We start from the raw sequence: 19,906 nt of genomic DNA on the forward strand, positions 1-19,906 counted from the left end.
CCTCAAAGGTGGGGAAAGTCAGCTTGCGGGAGCCGGCTGCTTCTTCTCGGTGGGGAGTGCCTTGAGCCCGGCGGCGCACCCTACGATTCCGGCAATGAACAGCAGCTTCAGCACGCTGAAGGGTTCCACTCCGGTGGCCATTGCCCAGCCAACTGTGAGGGCGGCGCCGATCCCCACCCAGATGGCGTACGCGGTGCCCAGCGGGATGGACCGGATCGCCATCCCCAGGCCCAGCATGCTGAGCGTGGCGGTGATCAGGAAGACAACCGTGGGCAGCGGTTTGCTGAAGCCGTCGGACAGGCCCAGCGCGGTGGCCCAGACCGCTTCGAGGACGGCTGATGCCAGGAGCACCAGCCACGGAGCTGAACGCTTCAACATCACGCCACCACCTTCAGGCCCACCACGCACGCGGCGATGCCGGTCAGCAGGAGCAGGCGCGCCGCCGTCGGGCGTTCAACCTTGCTGGCCATCGCGTAGGCGGACGTCAGGACCACGCCGACGCCCACCCACACCGCATAAGCCGTGCCGGTGGGGATGGTTTGCATGGCAAGGGCCAGGCCGCCGGTGCTGGCGGCGACGGAGACCAGGAAGAGGATGGAGGGGGCAATGCGGCGTTTGCCGGTTGCCTGCGCTGCGCGGTGCAGGGCGGCGGCCCAGACTGCTTCGAGCGCCCCGGAGAGAACCAGGATTAACCACGACATGACAGATCCTTTGGCCAGTCTTGTCGCGTGCCGGGTACTGAACCGTCGTCCGGAGGCTCGGGTGCGGAGCCTTGGTTTACAACATAGCAACGCCCGACGCCGGGTGGCCACCGTTGGTGCCCAAGCTCACCACGGGTGCCTGCTACCCAGTTGGCCGGGGGTTAGAGCGCGCCGCCTGCCGCTAACGGTGCGTTGGCGTCGCGGCCGCCGTCGCCGACGGTTTCCCGGGCGATGAAGTTTTCGATGTCGAAGAGGTTGTCCGCGCGTTCGGCGATGTTCAGCAGGGTGGTCATGGACGCCACCTCCTCCACCTGTTCCTTGAGGAACCAGAGCATGAACTGCTCACCCAGGGCGTCATTTTCGGTGCGGGCAGCACGGAACAGGTCCTCGATGTTCCTGGTGACTTCCTTTTCCTGCTGCAGCGCAAGGGCCAGCGGTTCAGTGACCTTGGCGAAGTCGGTCCGGACGGCCGGAACGCCCGGGATGTTAAAGGGGATGTCCCGGTCCAGCATGTACTGGACCATCATCATGGCGTGGTTCCGCTCCTCCACGGACTGGCGGTAGAAGTAGCGGGCCAACTGGGGCAGATCCTCGTTGGCGAACCACGTGGCAACGGCGATGTACTGCTGGGACGCCGTGAATTCGTTGCCGATCTGGGTGGACAGGAGCGCGTTGAACGTTGTTGTGGTCATAGTGCCGAGTGTAGGGACGGACCGGAGCCCCCACCAGAGGGGGAAATATCGGGCCCCGCAAGGTTTGTCCCTGTCCCTTGCTGGGGCCGGTTCGCGGGCGGTTCAGTCCGCTGCAGGATCGATGGACACCACGGCTAGGAACCCGCGGCCGGTGACCTCCGGAGTGGCGTCATCGGATCCCACCACCGCGTCGTAGCACCCCAGGTCAGCGGAGCCGCCGGCTCCGTCACCCACCGCGGCCTGTCCTTGGAGCAGCACGGCGACCTGTCCCGCAAACACCGGATGGGCGCGCTTCTTCGAAATTTCGATGACGGATGCGTAGCCCTTGAAAGTGTCGGACCTGGTGATCACGTTCAGATTCCGGATGTCTCCGGTGGGCAGCGCGGCGGTGGTGGGAGCACCGCCGTCGAACCGGAAGGGCCGGTACTTTTCCACGGGACGTTCGGAGCCGTCCACGCTGAGCAGCAGGAGTTCACCCTCCACCACGGTCAGCACGCGCTCACAGCCCGGGAATGCCGAGAAATCACCGGCTTTGGTGACATCGGCAAGGCTGATCCGCCAGCCCCACCCGTCCGCCTGGGCTGCCGGGCCACTGAGGATTTCCCGCGTGGCGCCGCCGCCGTTGCGCCAGGGTTGGGCCTTGAGTTCTGCGAAGCGGATGATCTGCATCTGCCCAGCCTAGTTCGCGGCCGGTGTTGACCGGTCCCGCCGCCTGGCCAGTGTGCGTTTTGGTTACGTGGGCACGCATCGCAGGTTGGACCCGTCCCTGCTACTCTCCTGCGGGGGGTCAACACGAAAACAGCCTGAAGGAGCCCGGGAATGTTCGTCAAAGTGTGTGGTCTCAGCACGTCTGAATCCATCCGGGAAGCGGTGGATGCCGGGGCGGATGCGGTGGGATTCGTCCTGACCGCCAGCCCGCGGGTGGTCTCGCCGGGCCAGGTTGCCACCTTGCTGGCGGACGTGCCGGCTAACGTTTCCCCCATTGCTGTTTTCCGCCACGAGCCCGTGGCCGATGCCATTGCCATTGCCCGCGCTGCGGGACTGCAGTGGATCCAGCTGCACGGCGAGCGCACCCGCGCGGATGTTGCCACAGTGCACGACGCCGGCATGAAGCTGGTCAGGGCCGTCACCGTTGGTGCCGGGCCGGATGAGTTGGAGGACTGGGGCGAAGACCTCCTCCTGATCGATGCCGCCGTGCCCGGCTCGGGTGAGAGCTGGGACTACGCGTCGATGGCGGACCTCCCCGTCCTTCAGGGCCGCCAGTGGTTGCTCGCTGGCGGGCTGGACGCAGCCAACGTCAGTGACGCCTCCGCGGCAGCCCACGCCTGGGGCGTTGATGTGTCCTCCGGTGTGGAGGCATCCCGCGGCGTCAAGGACCTGGCAAAGATCCGTGCCTTCGTGGGTGCCGCGAAGGCCGGCGCGAAGGTCTAGGGCTGCCCGGAACCCTGTTGCCGGCGCTGTCAGCCGGGCCATTTCAGGGTCCGCTCAGGGGGATCCCCCACGTTCCGGTCCGCAGACGCGGTGGACAATGGATGCATGAAGACACTGCTCAACATCATCTGGCTGGTATTCGGCGGCTTCTGGCTGGCCCTGGGCTACTTCGCGGCCGGGGTCATCTGCTGCCTGCTGATCGTGACCATTCCGTGGGGCATCGCCTCGTTCCGGATCGCGTCCTACACACTGTGGCCGTTTGGGCGCATGGTGGTGGACAAGCCCGGCGGCAGCGGTGTCTTCTCGCTGCTGGGCAACGTCATCTGGCTGCTGGTGGCCGGCATCTGGATTGCCGTGGGACATGTGGTCACCGCCTTCGCCATGGCCATCACCATCATCGGCATCCCGCTGGCCATCGCCAACCTGAAGCTCATCCCGGTATCGCTGATGCCGCTGGGCAAGCAGATCGTGCCCACCAGCACCCCGTTCGTGAGCACCTACCGCTAGTCCCGGCTGTGGGTCGTTAGGCATGGCCCGGCGACCACCAATAAGTCACCTGCGCCGGAAGACCCCGTCCGCCAAGATGGCCACGGCGTCGCTGTCGTCCAGTTCCGCGGCGATGTCCACGTCCGCGGCGTAGCCGGCGCCGGCCAGTTCGCGGCCGCTGGCACACCCGTGCAGCATCTCCCGCAACCGCGGTTCGGCCGCCTCGTAGACCGCCATCGCCGCCACTGATTCGGGCGAGTAGCCGTGCCGGCCGTCCCTGCCTTCATCCGCGTCGTAGCCGCCCCTGCCCGAGGCCGCCAGGCCTGCAATGAAGGCGCCGGCACCGATCTGGTCCTCAACGGCGGGGCGGAGGGTTCCGTCGTGCCAGCGCTCGCCGGCGGCGATCACGGCGATCACGGCGTCCTCCGGCACGTTCGCAGCCACCCAGTCGGCCGTTGCCGCCGCGTTGCGGAGGGACACCGCGGCCACCAGCGGAACGTGGCCGGCCAGTTCATGGCAGAGCGCTGAGCCGTTGGGGGAGGGGAGCACCACCCGGTCCAGGGAGTCCGCGGCACGGAGGCTCGCGGGGGACAGGCTCAGCCCGCCGCCGTCGCGCGGTCCGGCAAGCTGTGCCCCGTGGTGGGCGGCGAAGTCCTCGGCGCTGGTGTCCCTCCACGCGTAGGGGAGCACCTCCGCGCCGCGGTCCAGCGCCACGCTCACACAGGTGGTGAAGGACAGGACGTCCACCACCACGGCAAGGTCGGCGCCGGACGTGATGGCGGCTGCGTCGGGTCCCCACTCGAAGCGGACCGTGTAGGGAAGCTGCCAGTGCGCGGCATTCGCCGTCCTGGTGTGCCGCGGGTTCGAGCCGGGTGCGTTCATGCCAGTTCGCCCTTCAGGTTGCGGTGCGCGGAGTCCTCCCACAGCGCCTTTGCGCGGGGGCTGCGGAACAGCGGGTCCAGTTCGAGCAGATGGCGTACGACGGCGGCACGGCCGGCGGCGAAGTCGGCGTCGCCAATGTGCGCATAATCTTGGCGCACGGCAGCCACGTAGCGCGCGTACTGGTCCGGTTCCCCGCCGAGGACGGAAAGGTCCGCGTCGCAGAGCAGGGCGCCGCCGTCGTCCCCCGGTTCTGGCCGGTGGTCAGAGGTCAGGCGCACCAGTCGGGCAACCTCGTCCACGTCAGCTTCGGGGAGCCCGGCTTCCGCCAGCCGGTCCTCGGCCAGGCGGGCCGATTCCTCCTCGTCCTGTTCGGCGATTCCGCGATAGACGGCGTCATGGAACCAGGCGGCAAGCAGCACCGTGCGTGGAGGCTCGGCGGGCTCCGTAAGCAGGTCCAGCGCCTCGAGGACCGAGAGCAGGTGGGTGCAGCCGTGATAGTGCCGGTGCGGTTCGCTCCAGCGGTCCAGCAGGTCCAGGAACAGGGCGTCATAGCCGTCCATGATGGTGTTCCACCGGTTCAGCAGCGGCACCTTGAGGGATTTGTTCCGCTGCCGCGCCGGGATCCGCAGGCCGCTGGCGATCAGCTTCCGCACCAAGACGCGGGCCTCAACGGGCACGGCGCCGGCAGCCACCAGGTCATCAAAGCGGCGCTCCGGCACATCGTAATGGTCGCCGTCGAACGCCCGCTCCGGGATGCCCGCTGCGCCGGCGAAGGCATGCAGCTCATCCAGCGACGTGTCTGACACCAGGTGCGAGAAGTGTGTTCCGTGGGCAGGCCACAATGGCGGGTCCAGGTAAATGGCCATGCAGGAAGTGTAGTGCCGCGGCCCCGCCGCCGCCCGGCAGCGCGACACCCGCCGGAAACAACGCTGCACTCACAATCCGATCTGCGGAATGAATCGGTGATTTTGTCCGCAAATACGAACTACGATGGGCGCATGAATCTCATTCGCGTTTCGGAGGCCGCACGCTTCCTCGGTGTCAGTGACGATACCGTGCGCCGCTGGACGGACAACGGTTCCCTCACAGCCCTCAGGGACGAGTCCGGCCGGCTGGCCGTGGACGGGCTGGAGCTCGCCCGGCACGCCCAGAAACTCGCCCAGCTTCCCGACGACCCGCACCGGACCGGAAGTTCGGCGCGCAACAGGTTCGTGGGGTTGGTGACCGGCATTACGGCAGACAAAGTCATGGCGCAGGTGGAACTCCAGTGCGGGCCCTTCCGGGTGGTGTCCCTGATGAGCAGCGAAGCCGTCCGGGACCTGGGGCTTGAGTTGGGTTCGGTGGCCACGGCCGTGGTCAAGGCCACCACCGTCATCATCGAAACCCCGCAGGGGAAGGGAACGGTATGAAACGAAGCATTACGGCGACGGTCGCGGCGCTGGCGCTGGCGGCCGGACTGGCCGGATGCGCGGGCAGCAGCGCACCGGCGGGCGGCGCAGGCACCTCATCTGACGCTGCCGCCACAACCCTGACCGTCTTCGCCGCTGCGTCACTCAAGTCCAGCTTCACCGAGTTGGCAGACACGTTCGAGGCGCAGCATCCCGGCACCCGCGTCAGCCTGAGCTTCGCCGGTTCCTCGGACCTCGCCACCCAGATCAACCAGGGCGCCCCCGCGGACGTTTTTGCCTCCGCGGACACCAAAAACATGGACAAAGTCACCGGGGCGGGCCTGGCCGGCGGCGAGCCCCGGGTTTTCGCAACCAACACCCTGGCCATTGCGGTCCCGGCCGGGAATCCCGCACATGTCACCGGGTTCCAGGACCTTGCCAGGGACGGCCTCCGGCTGGTGACGTGCGCCAAGCAGGTGCCCTGCGGTGCGGCCGCAGCTACGGTGGCGGGCAAGGCAGGGGTTACCCTCCGCCCGGTCAGCGAGGAAAACGCGGTGACCGACGTCCTGGGCAAAGTCACCTCCGGCGAAGCCGACGCCGGCCTGGTGTACGTCACGGACGTCAAGTCAGCCGGGGACAAGGTGGACAGCATCCCGTTCCCGGAGGCCGGAGCGGCCGTCAACAGCTACCCGATCACATCCCTGTCCGGAGCAAAGGACAAGGAAGCCGCCAAGGCCTTCATTGACCTCGTGCTGGGGCCCGGCGGCCAGCAGGTTCTCGCCAAAGCCGGGTTCGGCTCAGGCGGACAATGAAACTCCGGACGCGGCAGCCGTTTAGCGGCATCCCTCGGTGGGTTTCCGGACTCGCTGTCCTGGCGGCCCTGGTGGTGGTCCTGCCCCTGGCAGCCATCGTGGCACGGGTCAACTGGGCAAACTTCATCCCGCTGGTCACCTCTGAGTCCGCGCTGGATGCCCTGGTCCTGAGCATGCGCACGTCGGCCGCGAGCACGCTCCTGTGCATCGTGCTCGGCGTCCCCCTCGCCCTCGTCCTGGCCCGTGGCAGCTTCCCCCTCCAGCGGCTGCTCCGCTCCCTGGTCCTGCTGCCGCTGGTGCTGCCGCCGGTGGTGGGCGGCATCGCGCTGCTCTACACCTTCGGCCGGCAGGGACTCCTGGGCGGCACCCTGCAGGTCCTCGGCATCCAGATTGCCTTCTCCACCACGGCCGTGGTCCTCGCGCAGACCTTCGTGGCACTGCCGTTCCTCGTGGTCAGCCTGGAAGGCGCGCTGAGGATCGGCGGGCAAAAGTATGAGGCCGTGGCCGCCACCCTCGGCGCACCGCCGGGCGTCGTGTTCCGCCGCGTCACCCTCCCCCTGATCCTTCCCGGGCTGGCCTCCGGAGCGGTGCTTTCCTTTGCCCGCAGCCTGGGCGAATTCGGCGCCACCCTCACCTTCGCCGGCAGCCTGCAGGGCGTCACCCGCACCCTGCCGCTGGAAATCTACCTCCAGCGCGAAACCGATCCCGACGCCGCCGTCGCCCTCTCACTCGTCCTGGTGGCCGTCGCGGTAGCGGTGGTGGCACTTGCCTACGGCCGCCCCGGCGGACTGCAGCGCCAAGGCCCGGCACTATGGGGCGGCTCTTCCCAGCGCCCGACGACGGCGGGCACCGCGGGCGGGACGGTCCGGTGAGCTTTTCGTTCCAGGCTGCCGTGGCCCAGCGGGATTTTGACGTGTCCCTCGCGCTGGGGCCCACCGAAACCGTGGCGGTGATGGGGCCCAACGGCGCGGGCAAATCCACCCTGCTGTCCAGCATCGCGGGCCTGGTCCGGCCGGACTCCGGGCGGGCCGAGCTCAATGGCCGGACGCTCTTCCATCTGGGGTCCGGGATCCATCAGTGGACTCCGCCGCACCGCCGGGGAACGGCACTCCTGGCCCAGGAACCCCTGCTCTTTCCGCACCTCACAGCGGCGGAGAATGTTGCCTTCGGGCCCCGGAGCGCCGGGGTCCCGCCGCGAAAGGCAAGGGAACGCGCCCTCCAGTGGCTGGCCGAAGTAGAGGCTGAAGCCATGGCTGGCCGCCGCCCAGCCGGGCTGTCCGGCGGCCAGGCGCAGCGCGTCGCGGTCGCCCGTGCCCTCGCTGCCGACCCCGGCCTCCTCCTGCTGGACGAGCCCATGGCGGCCCTGGACATCCATTCGGCTCCGCTGCTGCGGCGGCTGCTGAAGCGGGTACTCGCGGACCGGCAGGCCATCATCGTCACCCACGACGTGCTGGATGCGCTCATGCTGGCGGACCGCGTGGTGGTCCTCGAGAATGGGCGCGTCGCTGAGGACGGGCCCACCCGCGAGGTGCTGGAGCGGCCCCGCAGCCCGTTCGCCGCCGGCCTGGCCGGGCTCAACTTCGTCACCGGCACGCTGACGGCTTCCGGGATCCGGACGGCGGGCGGCCAGGGAATCGGCCCCGGCCTGGAGATCGCGGGGCACCTGGAGGAGCCGGGCGAAACAGGCCAGGCAGGCGCCGCCGGGCTGCCGGGCGCGGCCGTGTTTCCGCCGTCGGCCGTGTCCGTATTCCTGACGGACGCACACGGAAGCCCCCGCAATTCCTTTCCCGTGGAGGTCACCGAGCTGGAGCCCCATGGAGACCAGATCCGGGTGCGGGGAGGCGGCCTGGCCGCGGACATCACACCCGCGGCCTCGGCAGAGCTGGGCCTGGCGCCGGGGGTCCGGGCCCACTTCGTGATCAAGTCCGCGGCGGTTTCCATCTACGCGACGTGATGTCCAAAGTTATTTACATATTCTGTCAAGATCAGTGACAAACTTCACAGCCTTCCGGTACCGTTCGGATGGGCGGCAGGCCATCGCCTCCACCCATCAACCGGAACTGACCCCGTCCGCGCCTCAACCGGCAGCGGTGCGGGGTCACCTGCGAAGGAGCCACCGCTGTGAAAATCGCCAGAATCCTCGCCGCCGTTGCCGCGACTGCAGCGCTGATGGGCCCGCTGTCCGCACAGGCCGCACCATCGCCGGGCGGTGACACGGCAAGCCCTGACATAGCCGGCGGCAGCACCACCACCATTTCCGCAGCCCCTTATGCAGCGCAGATCTCCTTCGATGCCACCGGCACCAACGTGGGATGCACAGGCAGCCAAATCTCGGCCAGCTGGGTGATCACGGCGAAGCACTGCAATTCCGCCTCCCTGCAGTCCGTCCGGCTGGGGACCACTTATCTGGAGGCCGGCGGCACCGTGAAGACCGTGGCCGCCCGCTACGCCTCCAGCACCGGCGATGTCCTGCTGCTGAAACTGTCCACCCCGCACTACGGCTCCTACGTGGGACTCTCCGGCTCGTTCCCCGCCATCGGGGCTCCGGCGAAGGTGTACGGCTGGGGAGACCAGACCGAAGGCGCGGGCACCATGTCCTACAACCTCAAGACGGCCGACGTCACCGTGGCCGGCCAGGGCACGGACACCTACGGCGGACCCTCCGTCCGGACGCAGTCCCAAAGCGGGCACACCCTGGGCGGCGACTCCGGCGGCCCGCTCATTGTCAACGGCAAGCTGGCAGGTGTCCTGTCGACGTCGAGCATCCTGCCCAGCCCCAACCCGTCCAGCTTCACCAGGTACTACAACGATCATGCATCCGTGTCCCGCAACCTCAGCTGGATCACCAGCGTCTCAGGGGTGGGCGCCTCCTGAGTTCCGGTCTTCGCGAATTCCGCCCGTCCCGGTAAGGGGCGGGCGGTGCCGGTTCCCGGGGGTTCCGTGGGGCCGGCCGGCCGGCGGGTGGCTTGTTGGGGGAGCCGCCCGCCGGTTTTTGCGCGTCCCGCCGCGAAACCGGCCCCGGCGGGGACTCTGCAGTGAAGCGCCGAAGGTTCGCTCTGGGAAAACAGGGCCAAAGGACTGCGTTTTTCAAAGTTGAGCGTAGTACACTCAACCTTAAGAAAAACCCGCCCCTGAAAGGAGCCCTCTTTGGACGTCAAATTCACCACCAAGAGCCAGGAGGCTCTTTCGGCTGCCGCCATGAACGCCTCAACGGCCGGCAACCCGCAGGTGGAGCCCGCCCACATCCTCAAGGCGCTGATGGACCAGCGCGAGGGTGTGGCGGTGGCACTGCTGAAAGCCACCGGTGCCGAACCGGATGCCGTTAGTGTCCAGGCCAGCAGCGCCATCAAGTCCCTTCCCTCGGCTTCGGGCGGATCTTCCCAGCAGGCCCAGCTTTCGCGCCCGGCGCTGCAGGCCATCCAGAATGCCAAGACCGAGGCCGAAAACCTCGGCGACACCTTCGTGTCCACCGAAGTCCTCCTGCTGGGCCTCTCTGCCGGAAGTGACGCCGTCGGGCGCCTCCTCCGCGAAGCCGGAGCCTCTCACGAAGCCCTGGTGGCCGCCCTGTCCGGCGTCCGCGGCGACCGGAAAGTCACCAGCCAGGACCCGGAGAACACCTTCCAGTCGCTGGAAAAGTTCGGCACTGACCTCACGGCCATGGCCCGCTCCGGCAAGCTGGACCCGGTGATCGGACGCGACACCGAAATCCGCCGCATCGTCCAGGTGCTGAGCCGCCGCACCAAGAACAACCCGGTGATCATCGGCGAGCCAGGCGTGGGCAAGACCGCCGTCGTGGAAGGACTTGCCCAGCGCATCGTGGCCGGCGACGTCCCCGAAAGCCTCCGCGGCAAGACCCTGATCGCCCTGGACCTGGCGTCCATGGTGGCCGGCGCCAAGTACCGCGGCGAATTCGAGGAGCGGCTCAAGGCCGTGCTCGAGGAGATCAAGAATTCCGAAGGCCAGATCGTCACCTTCATCGATGAGATCCACACCGTGGTGGGCGCGGGCGCTACCGGCGACTCCTCCATGGATGCCGGCAACATGCTCAAGCCCATGCTGGCCCGCGGGGAGCTCCGGCTGATCGGCGCCACCACCCTGGATGAATACCGCGAGAACATCGAAAAGGATCCCGCCCTGGAACGCCGCTTCCAGCAGGTCTATGTGGGGGAGCCCAGCGTCGAGGACACCATCGGCATCCTCCGTGGCCTGAAGGAACGCTACGAGGCGCACCACAAGGTCGCCATCGCGGACTCCGCACTCGTGGCCGCCGCCACCCTCTCCAACCGCTACATCTCCGGGCGGCAGCTTCCGGACAAGGCCATTGACCTCGTGGACGAGGCCGCGTCCCGGCTGCGCATGGAGATCGATTCCGCTCCGGAGGAGATCGACCAGCTCCAGCGGCTGGTGGACCGGCTCACCATGGAGGAATTGGCCCTTCAGGACGAGAAAGATGCCGCCTCCGTGGAGCGGCTCGCCGCGCTGCGGGCTGACAAGGCTGACCGCGAGGAGGAACTCAACGGGCTCAAGGTCCGCTGGGAGGCCGAGAAAGCCGGCCTCAACCGGGTGGGCGACCTGAAGGCCAAGCTGGACGAATTGCGCGGCGCGTATGAGAAGGCCGCCCGCGAAGGAGACCTCGAAACCGCCTCCCGCGTGCTGTACGGCGAGATTCCCGCCCTGGAGCGCGAGCTCACCGCCGCCGCCGAGGCCGAGGCTGCCGTGACGGACAAGTCATCCCAGATGGTGGCCGAACAGGTGACCGCCGATGACATCGCCGAGGTAATCTCCGCCTGGACCGGCATCCCCGCCGGGCGCATGCTGCAGGGCGAGAGCCAGAAGCTGCTGCACATGGAGGAGGAGCTGGGCCGGCGGCTGATCGGCCAGGCCAAGGCCGTCGCTGCCGTATCGGATGCCGTTCGCCGTGCGCGTGCCGGGATCAGCGATCCCAACCGGCCCACCGGTTCCTTCCTGTTCCTGGGTCCCACCGGCGTGGGCAAGACCGAGCTGGCCAAGGCCCTGGCGGACTTCCTGTTCGATGACGAGCGTGCCATGGTGCGCATCGACATGTCCGAGTACGGCGAGAAGCACTCCGTATCACGCCTGGTGGGCGCCCCTCCCGGATACGTCGGCTACGAAGAGGGCGGCCAGCTCACTGAGGCCGTCCGCCGCCGTCCGTACTCCGTGGTGCTGCTGGACGAGGTGGAGAAGGCGCACCCCGAGGTGTTCGACATCCTGCTCCAGGTGCTCGACGACGGCCGGCTCACCGACGGCCAGGGCCGCACCGTGAACTTCCGCAACGTCATCCTGGTGCTGACGTCCAATCTGGGCAGCCAGTTCCTGGTGGACCAGGCCCTGGATGCCGAGGCCAAGCGGAACGCCGTGATGGCCACGGTGAACGCGTCCTTCAAGCCGGAGTTCCTGAACCGCCTGGATGAGGTGGTCCTGTTCGATGCCCTCACGGTGGAGGAGCTCGGCCACATTGTTGAACTGCACGTGGACGAGCTGGGCCGGCGCCTCCATGATCGCCGGCTCACCCTTGACGTCACGGACGGGGCCAAGGCATGGTTGGCCCTCTCCGGCTTCGATCCCGCATATGGCGCACGGCCGCTGCGCCGCCTGGTCCAGCGGGAGATCGGCGACCGGCTGGCCAGGGCCATCCTCGCCGGTGACATCGTTGACGGCGACACGGTGCTCGTGGACACCGCGGCCGATCCGGACGAACTCACCAACGGCAACGTGGACGCCCTCACCGGTGCCCCGTCAGCCGGGCTGTCGGTGCGCCGGAAGGATTAGCGGACCCTTAAACGTGCTGTCCTGGCAGGCAACTGTCAGGGCAGCACGCTCGCGTTGATGACGTTGCCGTTCGGGGCCGTCACATAACAGTCCGCCCTGCGGTCCCCGGCGTCCCAGCTGGTGCTGCTGGGGAAGCTGCGCTGGTAATTGAGCTGGAAGTTGTTGGCGGCCGGACCCAGCCTGGTGGCCTGGCAGATCTCCAGGGCCTTGGCCTTCAGCGTTTCGGCGCCGGGGTAGCGCTCACCTGCGGGATAGCGGAAGACGCCAACCAGCTGCGCGGAATGGCCCGTGTCGCAGGGCACCGCGGTTGAGGCCAGCGATTCCGGATCAAAGTCCTTGAAGCAGTCGCCCACGGCATAGTCGGCAGGCTTGACGCCCTCCCTGGGCAGCGGCAGCGGCGTCGCCCTCGGCGTGGGCGTGGTTTCCAGGACTCCAGCCTGCCCTCCCTGGGCCTCCGGTGACGCTGCGCCCGAATTAAGCCAGAGGGCCAGCCACACGAGGCCGCCCACCACAGCAATGAGCACGACGGCGAAGAGCACCTTCCACAGGGCCTTTGCCCGGTGTGCCCGGTGCGATGCGGTGGCGCCGGATGGGGCGGATTCGGAGGCTCCGGAGGTCGAGGGGCCGGCTTCGGCATGCTGCGGGGGCCACGTCACGGAGGCCGGGGCGGGGGCGGCGTCTACCCGGGGGATGCCGGCCGTTGGCGGGGAGGCTGGCTTCGGCGGGACGTCCTGGGGGTTCACGGCTGCATCCTCCTGCGTTGTCGTCGCGTCAGTGCTGCAAAACCGGCTGTCCGAACGGTTTTGGCAGCTGCCTGAAGCGACTCTACCGAAGAAAAAACCCGGAATCCCGCGGGCGGACCGGGGGATGGTATCCCAAACACCCGTGGGAGCGCGTCGGGCGGCAAGCAGTTGCCGCAGAAAGCATGTAATCTAGGTGTACGACAAATTGACCAAACATTCCGGGGCCTCACCGATCGCCAAGGTGACCACCTCCGGTCCAAGTACAAAAGGGGGTCACGCCATGGGGCGCGGCCGTCAAAAGGCAAAAGCTACCAAGCAGGCTCGGGATATCAAGTACTACTCCCCGAACACTGACTACTCGGCACTTCAGCGGGAGCTGACGGGCCCGGGCAGTCGTGTAACGAGCCATTACGCCAATGAGCCGGTAGAACCGGACTATTCGGCTTATGTGGATAAGTACGCGGATGATTTGGAAGATGATGACGACGAGGTTGACAACCGTCGCATCGGCTAGTCGCCGCCGCTGAACAATTCTTTTGCAGCACCATTACTGCTGACCTCGGTCACAAGGCCCGTTCGGGCACGCCTCTTCACAGTGCGTGCCCGCGGGCCTTTCCGTCGTCGTCATTCTTTCCGCTGGCTCTGCAGCCCTCCCGGATTCCCAATCCGATTCCCGGGCACAGACACCGGAAGCTGCGTGCACGGCGGCCGGGGCTTCCCTGGGCCTCCGTGTACGGTAGGTCCCATGCCAACTGTGAACACCTACCCGCAGGGTGCCCCGTGCTGGGCTGACGTTCAGACGCCGGACGTCGATGCCGCCAAAACGTTCTACGCAGCGGTGTTCGGGTGGCGTTTCGAGGACCACCCAACTCCGGATGGCCGCAGCTATGCGATGGCTTTCCTGGGCGACGACGTGGTGGCCACCATCGCACCGCAGAGCCCCATGCGGGCACCCGGTTCGGCTGCCCGGTGGAACGTCTACCTGGCCGCGGAGGACGCGCGCAGCATAGCCGGCGACGCAGTCCATGCCGGCGGTGCCGTGCAGTTTGGCCCGGAAGCGGTGGGGGACACCGGCGTCATGGTGTTCCTGGACCCGCCGGGCGGCGGCACCACCGGAGTGTGGCAGGCCGGAACGCACCGCGGCTCAGGACGGTACAACGGGCCCGGTGCCCTGTCCTGGGCCGAGCTGCTCACCCCTGAGCCCCAGGCCGCCATCGGATTCTTCCAGCACCTTTTCGGGCATGAAGTCACGGAGTACCCGCAGGAGGACGGCGGCACCTACAGCACGCTGTTGGTGGAGGGCACGGAAGTGGCCGGGGTGGCGCCGGACGAGGGACCGGCTGGCTGGCAGATCTACTTTGGCGTGGCGGACCTCAGTGCCGCCGTGCAGGCCGTCAGGGATTCGGGCGGCGAGGTCCTGGTGGAACCGGATGACGGCTCCGGCGGGGGGCCGGCCACCATCCGCGATCCGCAGGGCGGCGAATTCAGCTTGCTGGAGGTTGAAGCCGCTTAAATCACATCGAGTGCTCCTTAACCGCCGTTTTGAGGGTTCAAAAGGGCAGTTACGGAGCACTCGACGGGGGGATTACGCGTAGGCGTTGACCATGCGGACTGCGCCGCCGTCCACGCCCTTGGCGCCCTGGACGTAGTCCGGGCCGGACTTCAGGATGGAATCCGAGTCCGCGGCGACGGTGCCCATTACCCAGGACGGCAGCCCGCGTTCGTTCAAACGCGCGACGGCGGCATCCGCGGCTTCGGGGGAGACGATGGCCACCATGCCCACGCCCAGGTTCAGGGTGCGTTCCAGGTCGGCCAGCGGCACGTTGCCGAGTTCGGATACGAGCTTGAAGATGGCCGGCAGTTCCCAGGTGGCGCGGTCCACGGTGGCCACCAGGCCCTGCGGCAGGACCCGGGCCAGGTTGGCGGCGAGGCCGCCACCGGTCACGTGGCTGAAGCCGTGGACCGCTGCAGAACCCGTGACGGGGAAGGTGCGGGCCAGGTCCAGGCAGTCGGCGGCGTAAACGCGGGTGGGTTCGAGCAGTTCTTCACCCAGGGTGCGGCCCAGTTCGGAGACCTGGCGGTCCAGAGCCCAGCCGGCGTGGTTGATCACGCGGCGGACCAGCGAGTAGCCGTTCGAGTGCAGGCCGGAGGAGGCCATGCCGATCACAACGTCGCCCGCGCGGACGCGGTCAGGGCCGAGGAGGGCATCTGCCTCCACGACGCCGGTGGCTGCACCGGCAACGTCGTATTCGTGCTCACCCAGCAGGCCGGGGTGTTCTGCGGTTTCGCCGCCCACCAGGGCAGTACCGGCTACGGAACAGGCGGCGGCAATGCCGCGCACAATGCCGGCAATGCGCTCAGGAACCACCTTGCCGCAGGCGATGTAGTCGGTCATGAAGAGCGGCTCGGCGCCCACCACGACGATGTCGTCCACCACCATGCCGACGAGGTCGAACCCGATGGTGTCGTGGATGTCCATGGCCTGGGCGATGGCCACCTTGGTGCCGACGCCGTCCGTGGAGGTGGCCAGCAGCGGCTTCTTGTAGGTCAGCAGCTTCGAGACGTCGTAGAGGCCGGCGAAACCGCCCACCCCGCCGATCACCGAGGAGTTGTGGGTTGCCTTGATGGCGCCCTTCATGAGCTCGACGGCGCGGTCGCCGGCTTCGACATCGACGCCCGCAGAGGCGTACGTGATGCCTGCGGTATTTCCGGGGGTTACGGAACCGTTGCCGGCGGCAGTGTTTGCGGAAGTCATACGGACTCTTTCTTGTCAGTGCCTGCGGCGGCGTGTACGTCTGGCACCATGTCGGCGTCGGTCAGCAGGTTTTCAAACTCGGAGTCCGGGCCGGGATCACAGCCGGTAGCGCCGGCCTTTTCGGCGGGATCCTCTTCCGAGTCAACGGCGAGGGCTGCGGTTTCGCCCGGCAGGGCTGACGGCGACGGCGCCAGGCCAACAAGGTCGGTGCGTTCCAGGAGGTTCTTGCCCAGTTTGTCGGCACCCGGCAGCGCAATCGGGTACTTGCCGGTGAAGCAAGCGGTGCAGAGGCGTTCCCGGGGCTGGCGGGTGGCGTCGATCATGCCGTCTTCGGAAATGTAGGCCAGCGAATCGGCCCCGATGGCCTGGGAGATTTCCTCGATGGTGGCGCCGTTGGCGATCAGCTCGGCGCGGGACGCGAAGTCGATGCCGTAGAAGCAGGGCCACTGCACGGGCGGGGAGGAAATCTTGACGTGCACGGAGGCGGCGCCGGCTTCCCGCAGCATCCGGACGATGGCCCGCTGGGTGTTGCCGCGGACGATCGAGTCGTCCACCACCACCACGCGCTTGCCGCGGATCACGGACTCAAGGGCGTTGAGCTTGAGCCGGATACCCAGCTGGCGCAGCGTCTGCGAGGGCTGGATGAAGGTGCGGCCCACATAGGAGTTCTTGACGAAGCCGTGTGCGAACGGAATGCCGGATTCTTCGGCGTAACCCACCGCGGCGGGGGTGCCCGACTCCGGGACGGGGATGACGATGTCCGCTTCGTGGGTGTTTTCGCGGGCCAGCTGGCGGCCCATTTCCACGCGGGATTCGTAGACGGAACGGCCGGCAATCGCAGCATCCGGGCGGGCCAGGTACACGTACTCGAAAACGCAGCCGGCCGGAGTGGGCTCAGCGAACTTCTTGGACCGCACGCCTTCTTCGTCAATGGCGATGAATTCGCCGGGCTCGATCTCGCGGATGAAGCTGGCGCCCACGGTGGCCAGTGCGGACTGCTCGGACGCCACTACCCAGCCGCGTTCCAGCCGGCCCAGGACCAGCGGGCGGATGCCGTAGGTGTCGCGGGCTGCGTAGAGGGTGCCTTCGTCCATGAAGACGAAGCAGAAGCCGCCCTTGATCTTGGGCAGCAGTTCGGTGGCGGTTTCCTCAAGGGTCTTGCCGGGCTCGCCTTCAAGGAGGGCCGTGACCAGGGCGGTGTCCGAGGTGTTGCCCTGCTTCATTTCGCCGGTGAGCTGGCCGCCGTTGCGTTCGGTGATCATGGCGTTGAGCTCGGCAGTGTTGGTCAGGTTGCCGTTGTGCGCCAGGGCGACGGTGCCGGTGGAGGTGGCGCCGAGGGTGGGCTGGGCGTTGGCCCAGTGGCTGGCTCCGGTGGTGGAGTAGCGGCAGTGCCCCACCGCCAGGTGCCCGGTGAGGGTGTTCAGGGTTGTCTCGTCAAAGACCTGGGACACCAGCCCCATGTCCTTGTAGACATTGATCCGTTTGCCGTCACTGGTAGCGATACCAGCCGACTCCTGGCCACGGTGCTGCAGTGCGTACAGCCCGTAATAGGTTAGTTTTGCTACTTCTTCACCGGGAGCCCAGACGCCGAAGACGCCACAGGCGTCCTGCGGGCCTTTTTCGCCGGGAAGAAGATCATGGGAAAGTTTTCCATCGCCGCGTGCCACTGATCGATTATCGCACGACATGGGGTAGGACTTTTTCCCGCTCCCCTTTGTGACCCGGCAGCGTCACGCGCCCGGACGCCGGGGCATGCTGCCGGTGGCGGAGGTCACGGCTGCGGGTCGGTGTCCGGTTCTGAGTCCGGAACGGATTCGACGACGACGCGCTGCTGCCTGCGCACGCTCCGGCGGTCCAGGATCAGCGCCAGGACCGCACCGAGGACGGCTCCGGCGGCGCCGAACGTGATCATCAGGAAGCCGAAAACGGCGCCCGGATCGAAGTCCTCGTCCGCGGGCACCCCGAATGCCGCGATTGCAGCTGCTGCGAAGCCCACCAGTGCGCCCAGGACCAGGAACGGTACGAATTTGGGGGCCCGGCGGACAGTTACCTCGCGCCGCTCGGCGGGGGGTTGGTTCGAAGACATGCCATCCAGCCTACTGCCGGAGATTTGGTGCGCGTAATGCGGCCGCGGAGCCGGGAGGCCCGGCGCCGGCGTGCGGCGCGCAGGAAGGGGAGGGCCGGCACTGTCCGCCCAGCGATATGACTGATATATCTATTGACACCAACTGTGGCCGCTGTCATATTCTCTAGTAGCACTATGTGCGCCGTGTTGTGTAATGCGCAATACATGCGGCGCGTGCCGACCAAGTCGCCGGCGGGCAACCACCCTGCCGTGTCGGCTAGATTGGCAGCTGGTGCCGACTCACCGGATCCGGCCGGATCCAGGAAAGGAACACAGAACCATGGTTCACAAAGTTCAAGCTGTCATTGCCCGTGAGAAGAACGCTCCGGTGTCGCTGGAGACCATCCTGGTGCCGGATCCGGGCCCGGGCGAGGCGTTGGTGGACATCCTGACCTGCGGCGTCTGCCACACCGACCTGCACTACAAGCAGGGCGGTATTGGCGATGACTTCCCCTACCTGCTGGGCCACGAGGCCACCGGCGTGGTCAACGCCGTGGGCGAGGGCGTCACCGAGGTGGCGCCGGGTGACCGTGTGATCCTGAACTGGCGTGCGGTGTGCGGCCAGTGCCGCGCCTGCGCCAAGGGCCAGCCCCAGTACTGCTTCAACACCGCCAACGCCACCCAGAAGATGACTCTTGAGGACGGCACCGAGCTGTCTCCCGCGCTGGGCATCGGCGCGTTCGCTGAAAAGACGCTCGTTGCTGCCGGGCAGTGCACCAAGGTGGATCCCGAGGCTGATGCTGCCGCTGTGGGCCTGCTGGGCTGCGGCGTGATGGCCGGCATTGGCGCCGCCATCAACACCGGTGAGGTCAAGCGCGGCGAATCCGTGGCCGTGATCGGCTGCGGCGGCGTGGGCATCGCGGCGATCGCCGGGGCGAAGCTCGCCGGCGCCACCACGATCATCGCCGTGGACATCGATGACAACAAGATCGACATGGCCAAGAACCTCGGCGCCACCCACGGCGTCAACTCCAAGCAGCAGGACGCCGTGGAGGCCATCCAGGCCCTCACCGGAGGCAACGGCGCGGACGTGGTGATTGACGCCGTCGGCCGTCCTGAAACCTTCAAGCAGGCCTTCTACGCCCGCGACCTCGCCGGCCGCGTGGTCCTGGTGGGCGTTCCGACGCCGGAGATGCAGCTGGAACTGCCGCTGCTGGACGTCTTTGGCCGCGGCGGGTCGCTGAAGTCCTCCTGGTACGGCGACTGCCTGCCGTCCCGGGACTTCCCCATGCTCGTGTCCCACTACAAGCAGGGCAACCTGGACCTGGACGCCTTCGTGTCCGAGCGGATCACCATCGACCAGGTGGAGGAGGCCTTCGGCAAGATGCACGAGGGCAAGGTCCTGCGCTCGGTCGTCGAAATCCAGGCCGGTACCGGAACCGCGGGTGCCACAGCATGAGCGTCACCATCGAGAACCTGGTCACCTCGGGCACGTTTTCGCTCGACGGCGGCACCTGGGACGTGGACAACAACGTCTGGATCGTGGGCAACGGCACCGAATGCGTGATCATCGATTCCCCGCATGACGCCGCGGCGATCATCAACCAGGTCAAGGGCCGCACGGTCAAGGCCATCCTCCTCACGCACGCGCACAACGACCACATCGGCGCTGCCCGCGAGGTGGCCGAAGCCGTGGGTGCACCGATCATCCTGAACCGGGAAGACCTGGTCCTCTGGGAACAGGAATACCCGGACGCCGCCCCGGACCAGTACCACGGGGACGGCGACGAGTTCGAGGTGGGCGGTGCCGTGCTCAAGGCCATCCACACGCCGGGCCACTCGCCGGGATCCACCTGCTTCTACCTGGCGAGCGAAGGCACCGTATTCACGGGGGACACCCTGTTCAACGGCGGACCGGGTGCCACCGGCCGCTCGTACAGCGACTACCCCACCATCCTCACCTCCATCCGCGAACGGCTGCTGACCCTGCCGGCCGACACGGTGGTGCGCACTGGCCACGGTGACAACACCACCATCGCCGCCGAACAGGAAACCCTGGCCAAGATCGTGGAGTAGGCGCAGTCCAGAAGAGCGCGCAGTGGAGGCGTGCCGGGAAACCCCGGCACGCCTCCCTCAGCAATAGATCAACATATGCCGGTAA

The 19,906-nt window shown here is 67.4% G+C and carries 22 protein-coding genes and 1 riboswitch; of the genes, 12 read left to right on the top strand and 10 right to left on the bottom strand.

What is annotated here, in order from left to right; translation table 11 throughout:
* Positions 1-18: 18 nt before the first annotated feature.
* The 4 genes from AC1DBN_RS08575 to AC1DBN_RS08590 all read right to left on the bottom strand — a co-directional run bounded on the left by AC1DBN_RS08575 (position 19) and on the right by AC1DBN_RS08590 (position 2,062).
* Positions 19-378 (bottom strand): DMT family transporter, encoded by a 360-nt coding sequence (locus tag AC1DBN_RS08575; RefSeq protein ID WP_477723002.1) that lies wholly within the window; start codon positions 376-378, stop codon positions 19-21.
* Positions 378-701 (bottom strand): DMT family transporter, encoded by a 324-nt coding sequence (locus AC1DBN_RS08580; RefSeq protein WP_091723450.1) that lies wholly within the window; start codon positions 699-701, stop codon positions 378-380. Before AC1DBN_RS08580 ends, AC1DBN_RS08575 begins: the two co-directional genes overlap by 1 nt.
* Before the next feature lie 9 nt (positions 702-710).
* Positions 711-776: riboswitch (guanidine-III (ykkC-III) riboswitch) on the bottom strand.
* An 86-nt stretch (positions 777-862) separates the two neighbouring features.
* The gene (locus AC1DBN_RS08585; RefSeq protein WP_477723003.1) at positions 863-1,393 is read right to left on the bottom strand and encodes a ferritin; all 531 of its coding nucleotides are present in this window, start codon (positions 1,391-1,393) and stop codon (positions 863-865) included.
* Positions 1,394-1,495: 102 nt separating this feature from the next.
* Positions 1,496-2,062: a HutD/Ves family protein gene (locus AC1DBN_RS08590; RefSeq protein ID WP_477723004.1), complete on the bottom strand. Its 567-nt coding sequence runs from the start codon at positions 2,060-2,062 to the stop codon at positions 1,496-1,498.
* Positions 2,063-2,212: 150 nt separating this feature from the next.
* Here AC1DBN_RS08590 and AC1DBN_RS08595 point away from each other — a divergent pair, with 150 nt between their 5' ends.
* Positions 2,213-2,824 carry a phosphoribosylanthranilate isomerase gene (locus AC1DBN_RS08595; RefSeq protein WP_477723005.1) on the top strand — a complete coding sequence of 204 codons (612 nt, stop codon included), beginning with the start codon at positions 2,213-2,215 and terminating at the stop codon, positions 2,822-2,824.
* A 105-nt stretch (positions 2,825-2,929) separates the two neighbouring features.
* Positions 2,930-3,331, top strand: coding sequence for a YccF domain-containing protein (locus tag AC1DBN_RS08600; RefSeq protein ID WP_477723006.1), 402 nt, complete (start codon positions 2,930-2,932; stop codon positions 3,329-3,331).
* Positions 3,332-3,376: 45 nt separating this feature from the next.
* Here AC1DBN_RS08600 and AC1DBN_RS08605 read toward each other — a convergent pair whose 3' ends face one another.
* Both AC1DBN_RS08605 and AC1DBN_RS08610 read right to left on the bottom strand, forming a co-directional pair.
* On the bottom strand, positions 3,377-4,192 hold the full coding sequence (locus AC1DBN_RS08605) for a 2-phosphosulfolactate phosphatase (protein ID WP_314214781.1): 816 nt from the start codon (positions 4,190-4,192) through the stop codon (positions 3,377-3,379).
* On the bottom strand, positions 4,189-5,058 hold the full coding sequence (locus tag AC1DBN_RS08610; RefSeq protein WP_314214780.1) for a DUF4031 domain-containing protein: 870 nt from the start codon (positions 5,056-5,058) through the stop codon (positions 4,189-4,191). The genes AC1DBN_RS08605 and AC1DBN_RS08610 overlap by 4 nt, the downstream gene beginning before the upstream one ends.
* Before the next feature lie 132 nt (positions 5,059-5,190).
* Between AC1DBN_RS08610 and AC1DBN_RS08615 the strand changes: the two genes are divergently transcribed.
* The 6 genes from AC1DBN_RS08615 to clpB all read left to right on the top strand — a co-directional run bounded on the left by AC1DBN_RS08615 (position 5,191) and on the right by clpB (position 12,182).
* Positions 5,191-5,601, top strand: coding sequence for a TOBE domain-containing protein (locus AC1DBN_RS08615; RefSeq protein WP_091723438.1), 411 nt, complete (start codon positions 5,191-5,193; stop codon positions 5,599-5,601).
* Positions 5,598-6,392, top strand: coding sequence for a molybdate ABC transporter substrate-binding protein (gene modA / locus AC1DBN_RS08620; protein WP_477723007.1), 795 nt, complete (start codon positions 5,598-5,600; stop codon positions 6,390-6,392). The genes AC1DBN_RS08615 and modA overlap by 4 nt, the downstream gene beginning before the upstream one ends.
* Positions 6,389-7,264 (top strand): ABC transporter permease, encoded by an 876-nt coding sequence (locus AC1DBN_RS08625; RefSeq protein ID WP_477723008.1) that lies wholly within the window; start codon positions 6,389-6,391, stop codon positions 7,262-7,264. Before modA ends, AC1DBN_RS08625 begins: the two co-directional genes overlap by 4 nt.
* On the top strand, positions 7,261-8,346 hold the full coding sequence (locus tag AC1DBN_RS08630) for a sulfate/molybdate ABC transporter ATP-binding protein (protein WP_314214774.1): 1,086 nt from the start codon (positions 7,261-7,263) through the stop codon (positions 8,344-8,346). Before AC1DBN_RS08625 ends, AC1DBN_RS08630 begins: the two co-directional genes overlap by 4 nt.
* Before the next feature lie 167 nt (positions 8,347-8,513).
* A complete protein-coding gene (locus AC1DBN_RS08635; protein ID WP_477723009.1) occupies positions 8,514-9,266 on the top strand; it encodes a S1 family peptidase in 753 nt (250 codons plus the stop codon).
* Positions 9,267-9,539: 273 nt separating this feature from the next.
* Positions 9,540-12,182 (top strand): ATP-dependent chaperone ClpB, encoded by a 2,643-nt coding sequence (gene clpB / locus AC1DBN_RS08640; RefSeq protein WP_477723010.1) that lies wholly within the window; start codon positions 9,540-9,542, stop codon positions 12,180-12,182.
* 35 nt (positions 12,183-12,217) lie between these two features.
* Here the strand turns inward: clpB and AC1DBN_RS08645 are convergent, their stop codons facing one another.
* Positions 12,218-12,925, bottom strand: coding sequence for a septum formation family protein (locus AC1DBN_RS08645; RefSeq protein ID WP_477723011.1), 708 nt, complete (start codon positions 12,923-12,925; stop codon positions 12,218-12,220).
* 280 nt (positions 12,926-13,205) lie between these two features.
* Here AC1DBN_RS08645 and AC1DBN_RS08650 point away from each other — a divergent pair, with 280 nt between their 5' ends.
* Complete coding sequence (locus AC1DBN_RS08650; RefSeq protein WP_015938627.1) at positions 13,206-13,439, top strand: DUF3073 domain-containing protein; 234 nt, start codon at positions 13,206-13,208, stop codon at positions 13,437-13,439.
* Between the two features lie 231 nt (positions 13,440-13,670).
* Positions 13,671-14,438 carry a VOC family protein gene (locus tag AC1DBN_RS08655; RefSeq protein ID WP_477723012.1) on the top strand — a complete coding sequence of 256 codons (768 nt, stop codon included), beginning with the start codon at positions 13,671-13,673 and terminating at the stop codon, positions 14,436-14,438.
* 72 nt (positions 14,439-14,510) lie between these two features.
* Here the strand turns inward: AC1DBN_RS08655 and purM are convergent, their stop codons facing one another.
* From purM to AC1DBN_RS08670, 3 genes are all read right to left on the bottom strand, one after another.
* Positions 14,511-15,680 carry a phosphoribosylformylglycinamidine cyclo-ligase gene (purM, locus tag AC1DBN_RS08660; RefSeq protein ID WP_056080968.1) on the bottom strand — a complete coding sequence of 390 codons (1,170 nt, stop codon included), beginning with the start codon at positions 15,678-15,680 and terminating at the stop codon, positions 14,511-14,513.
* Positions 15,677-17,347: an amidophosphoribosyltransferase gene (gene purF / locus AC1DBN_RS08665; protein WP_056080965.1), complete on the bottom strand. Its 1,671-nt coding sequence runs from the start codon at positions 17,345-17,347 to the stop codon at positions 15,677-15,679. Before purF ends, purM begins: the two co-directional genes overlap by 4 nt.
* A 104-nt stretch (positions 17,348-17,451) precedes the next feature.
* Positions 17,452-17,766 (bottom strand): hypothetical protein, encoded by a 315-nt coding sequence (locus AC1DBN_RS08670; protein ID WP_091723422.1) that lies wholly within the window; start codon positions 17,764-17,766, stop codon positions 17,452-17,454.
* A 319-nt stretch (positions 17,767-18,085) separates the two neighbouring features.
* Here AC1DBN_RS08670 and AC1DBN_RS08675 point away from each other — a divergent pair, with 319 nt between their 5' ends.
* Complete coding sequence (locus AC1DBN_RS08675; RefSeq protein WP_477723013.1) at positions 18,086-19,204, top strand: S-(hydroxymethyl)mycothiol dehydrogenase; 1,119 nt, start codon at positions 18,086-18,088, stop codon at positions 19,202-19,204.
* Positions 19,201-19,821, top strand: coding sequence for an MBL fold metallo-hydrolase (locus AC1DBN_RS08680; protein ID WP_477723014.1), 621 nt, complete (start codon positions 19,201-19,203; stop codon positions 19,819-19,821). The genes AC1DBN_RS08675 and AC1DBN_RS08680 overlap by 4 nt, the downstream gene beginning before the upstream one ends.
* Positions 19,822-19,906 lie beyond the last annotated feature (85 nt).

Source organism: Pseudarthrobacter sp. 10T415, assembly GCF_056394175.1.

Bases quoted from the DNA above. Each gene is read 5' to 3' on its own strand.
- AC1DBN_RS08580 (WP_091723450.1), bottom strand. From the start codon at position 701: ATGTCGTGGTTAATCCTGGTTCTCTCCGGGGCGCTCGAAGCAGTCTGG.
- AC1DBN_RS08680 (WP_477723014.1), top strand. From the start codon at position 19,201: ATGAGCGTCACCATCGAGAACCTGGTCACCTCGGGCACGTTTTCGCTC.
- AC1DBN_RS08655 (WP_477723012.1), top strand. From the start codon at position 13,671: ATGCCAACTGTGAACACCTACCCGCAGGGTGCCCCGTGCTGGGCTGAC.
- AC1DBN_RS08585 (WP_477723003.1), bottom strand. From the start codon at position 1,393: ATGACCACAACAACGTTCAACGCGCTCCTGTCCACCCAGATCGGCAAC.
- modA (WP_477723007.1), top strand. From the start codon at position 5,598: ATGAAACGAAGCATTACGGCGACGGTCGCGGCGCTGGCGCTGGCGGCC.
- AC1DBN_RS08610 (WP_314214780.1), bottom strand. From the start codon at position 5,058: ATGGCCATTTACCTGGACCCGCCATTGTGGCCTGCCCACGGAACACAC.
- AC1DBN_RS08595 (WP_477723005.1), top strand. From the start codon at position 2,213: ATGTTCGTCAAAGTGTGTGGTCTCAGCACGTCTGAATCCATCCGGGAA.
- AC1DBN_RS08670 (WP_091723422.1), bottom strand. From the start codon at position 17,766: ATGTCTTCGAACCAACCCCCCGCCGAGCGGCGCGAGGTAACTGTCCGC.
- AC1DBN_RS08600 (WP_477723006.1), top strand. From the start codon at position 2,930: ATGAAGACACTGCTCAACATCATCTGGCTGGTATTCGGCGGCTTCTGG.
- AC1DBN_RS08590 (WP_477723004.1), bottom strand. From the start codon at position 2,062: ATGCAGATCATCCGCTTCGCAGAACTCAAGGCCCAACCCTGGCGCAAC.
- AC1DBN_RS08605 (WP_314214781.1), bottom strand. From the start codon at position 4,192: ATGAACGCACCCGGCTCGAACCCGCGGCACACCAGGACGGCGAATGCC.
- purM (WP_056080968.1), bottom strand. From the start codon at position 15,680: ATGACTTCCGCAAACACTGCCGCCGGCAACGGTTCCGTAACCCCCGGA.
- AC1DBN_RS08615 (WP_091723438.1), top strand. From the start codon at position 5,191: ATGAATCTCATTCGCGTTTCGGAGGCCGCACGCTTCCTCGGTGTCAGT.
- AC1DBN_RS08625 (WP_477723008.1), top strand. From the start codon at position 6,389: ATGAAACTCCGGACGCGGCAGCCGTTTAGCGGCATCCCTCGGTGGGTT.
- AC1DBN_RS08650 (WP_015938627.1), top strand. From the start codon at position 13,206: ATGGGGCGCGGCCGTCAAAAGGCAAAAGCTACCAAGCAGGCTCGGGAT.
- AC1DBN_RS08675 (WP_477723013.1), top strand. From the start codon at position 18,086: ATGGTTCACAAAGTTCAAGCTGTCATTGCCCGTGAGAAGAACGCTCCG.
- AC1DBN_RS08575 (WP_477723002.1), bottom strand. From the start codon at position 378: ATGTTGAAGCGTTCAGCTCCGTGGCTGGTGCTCCTGGCATCAGCCGTC.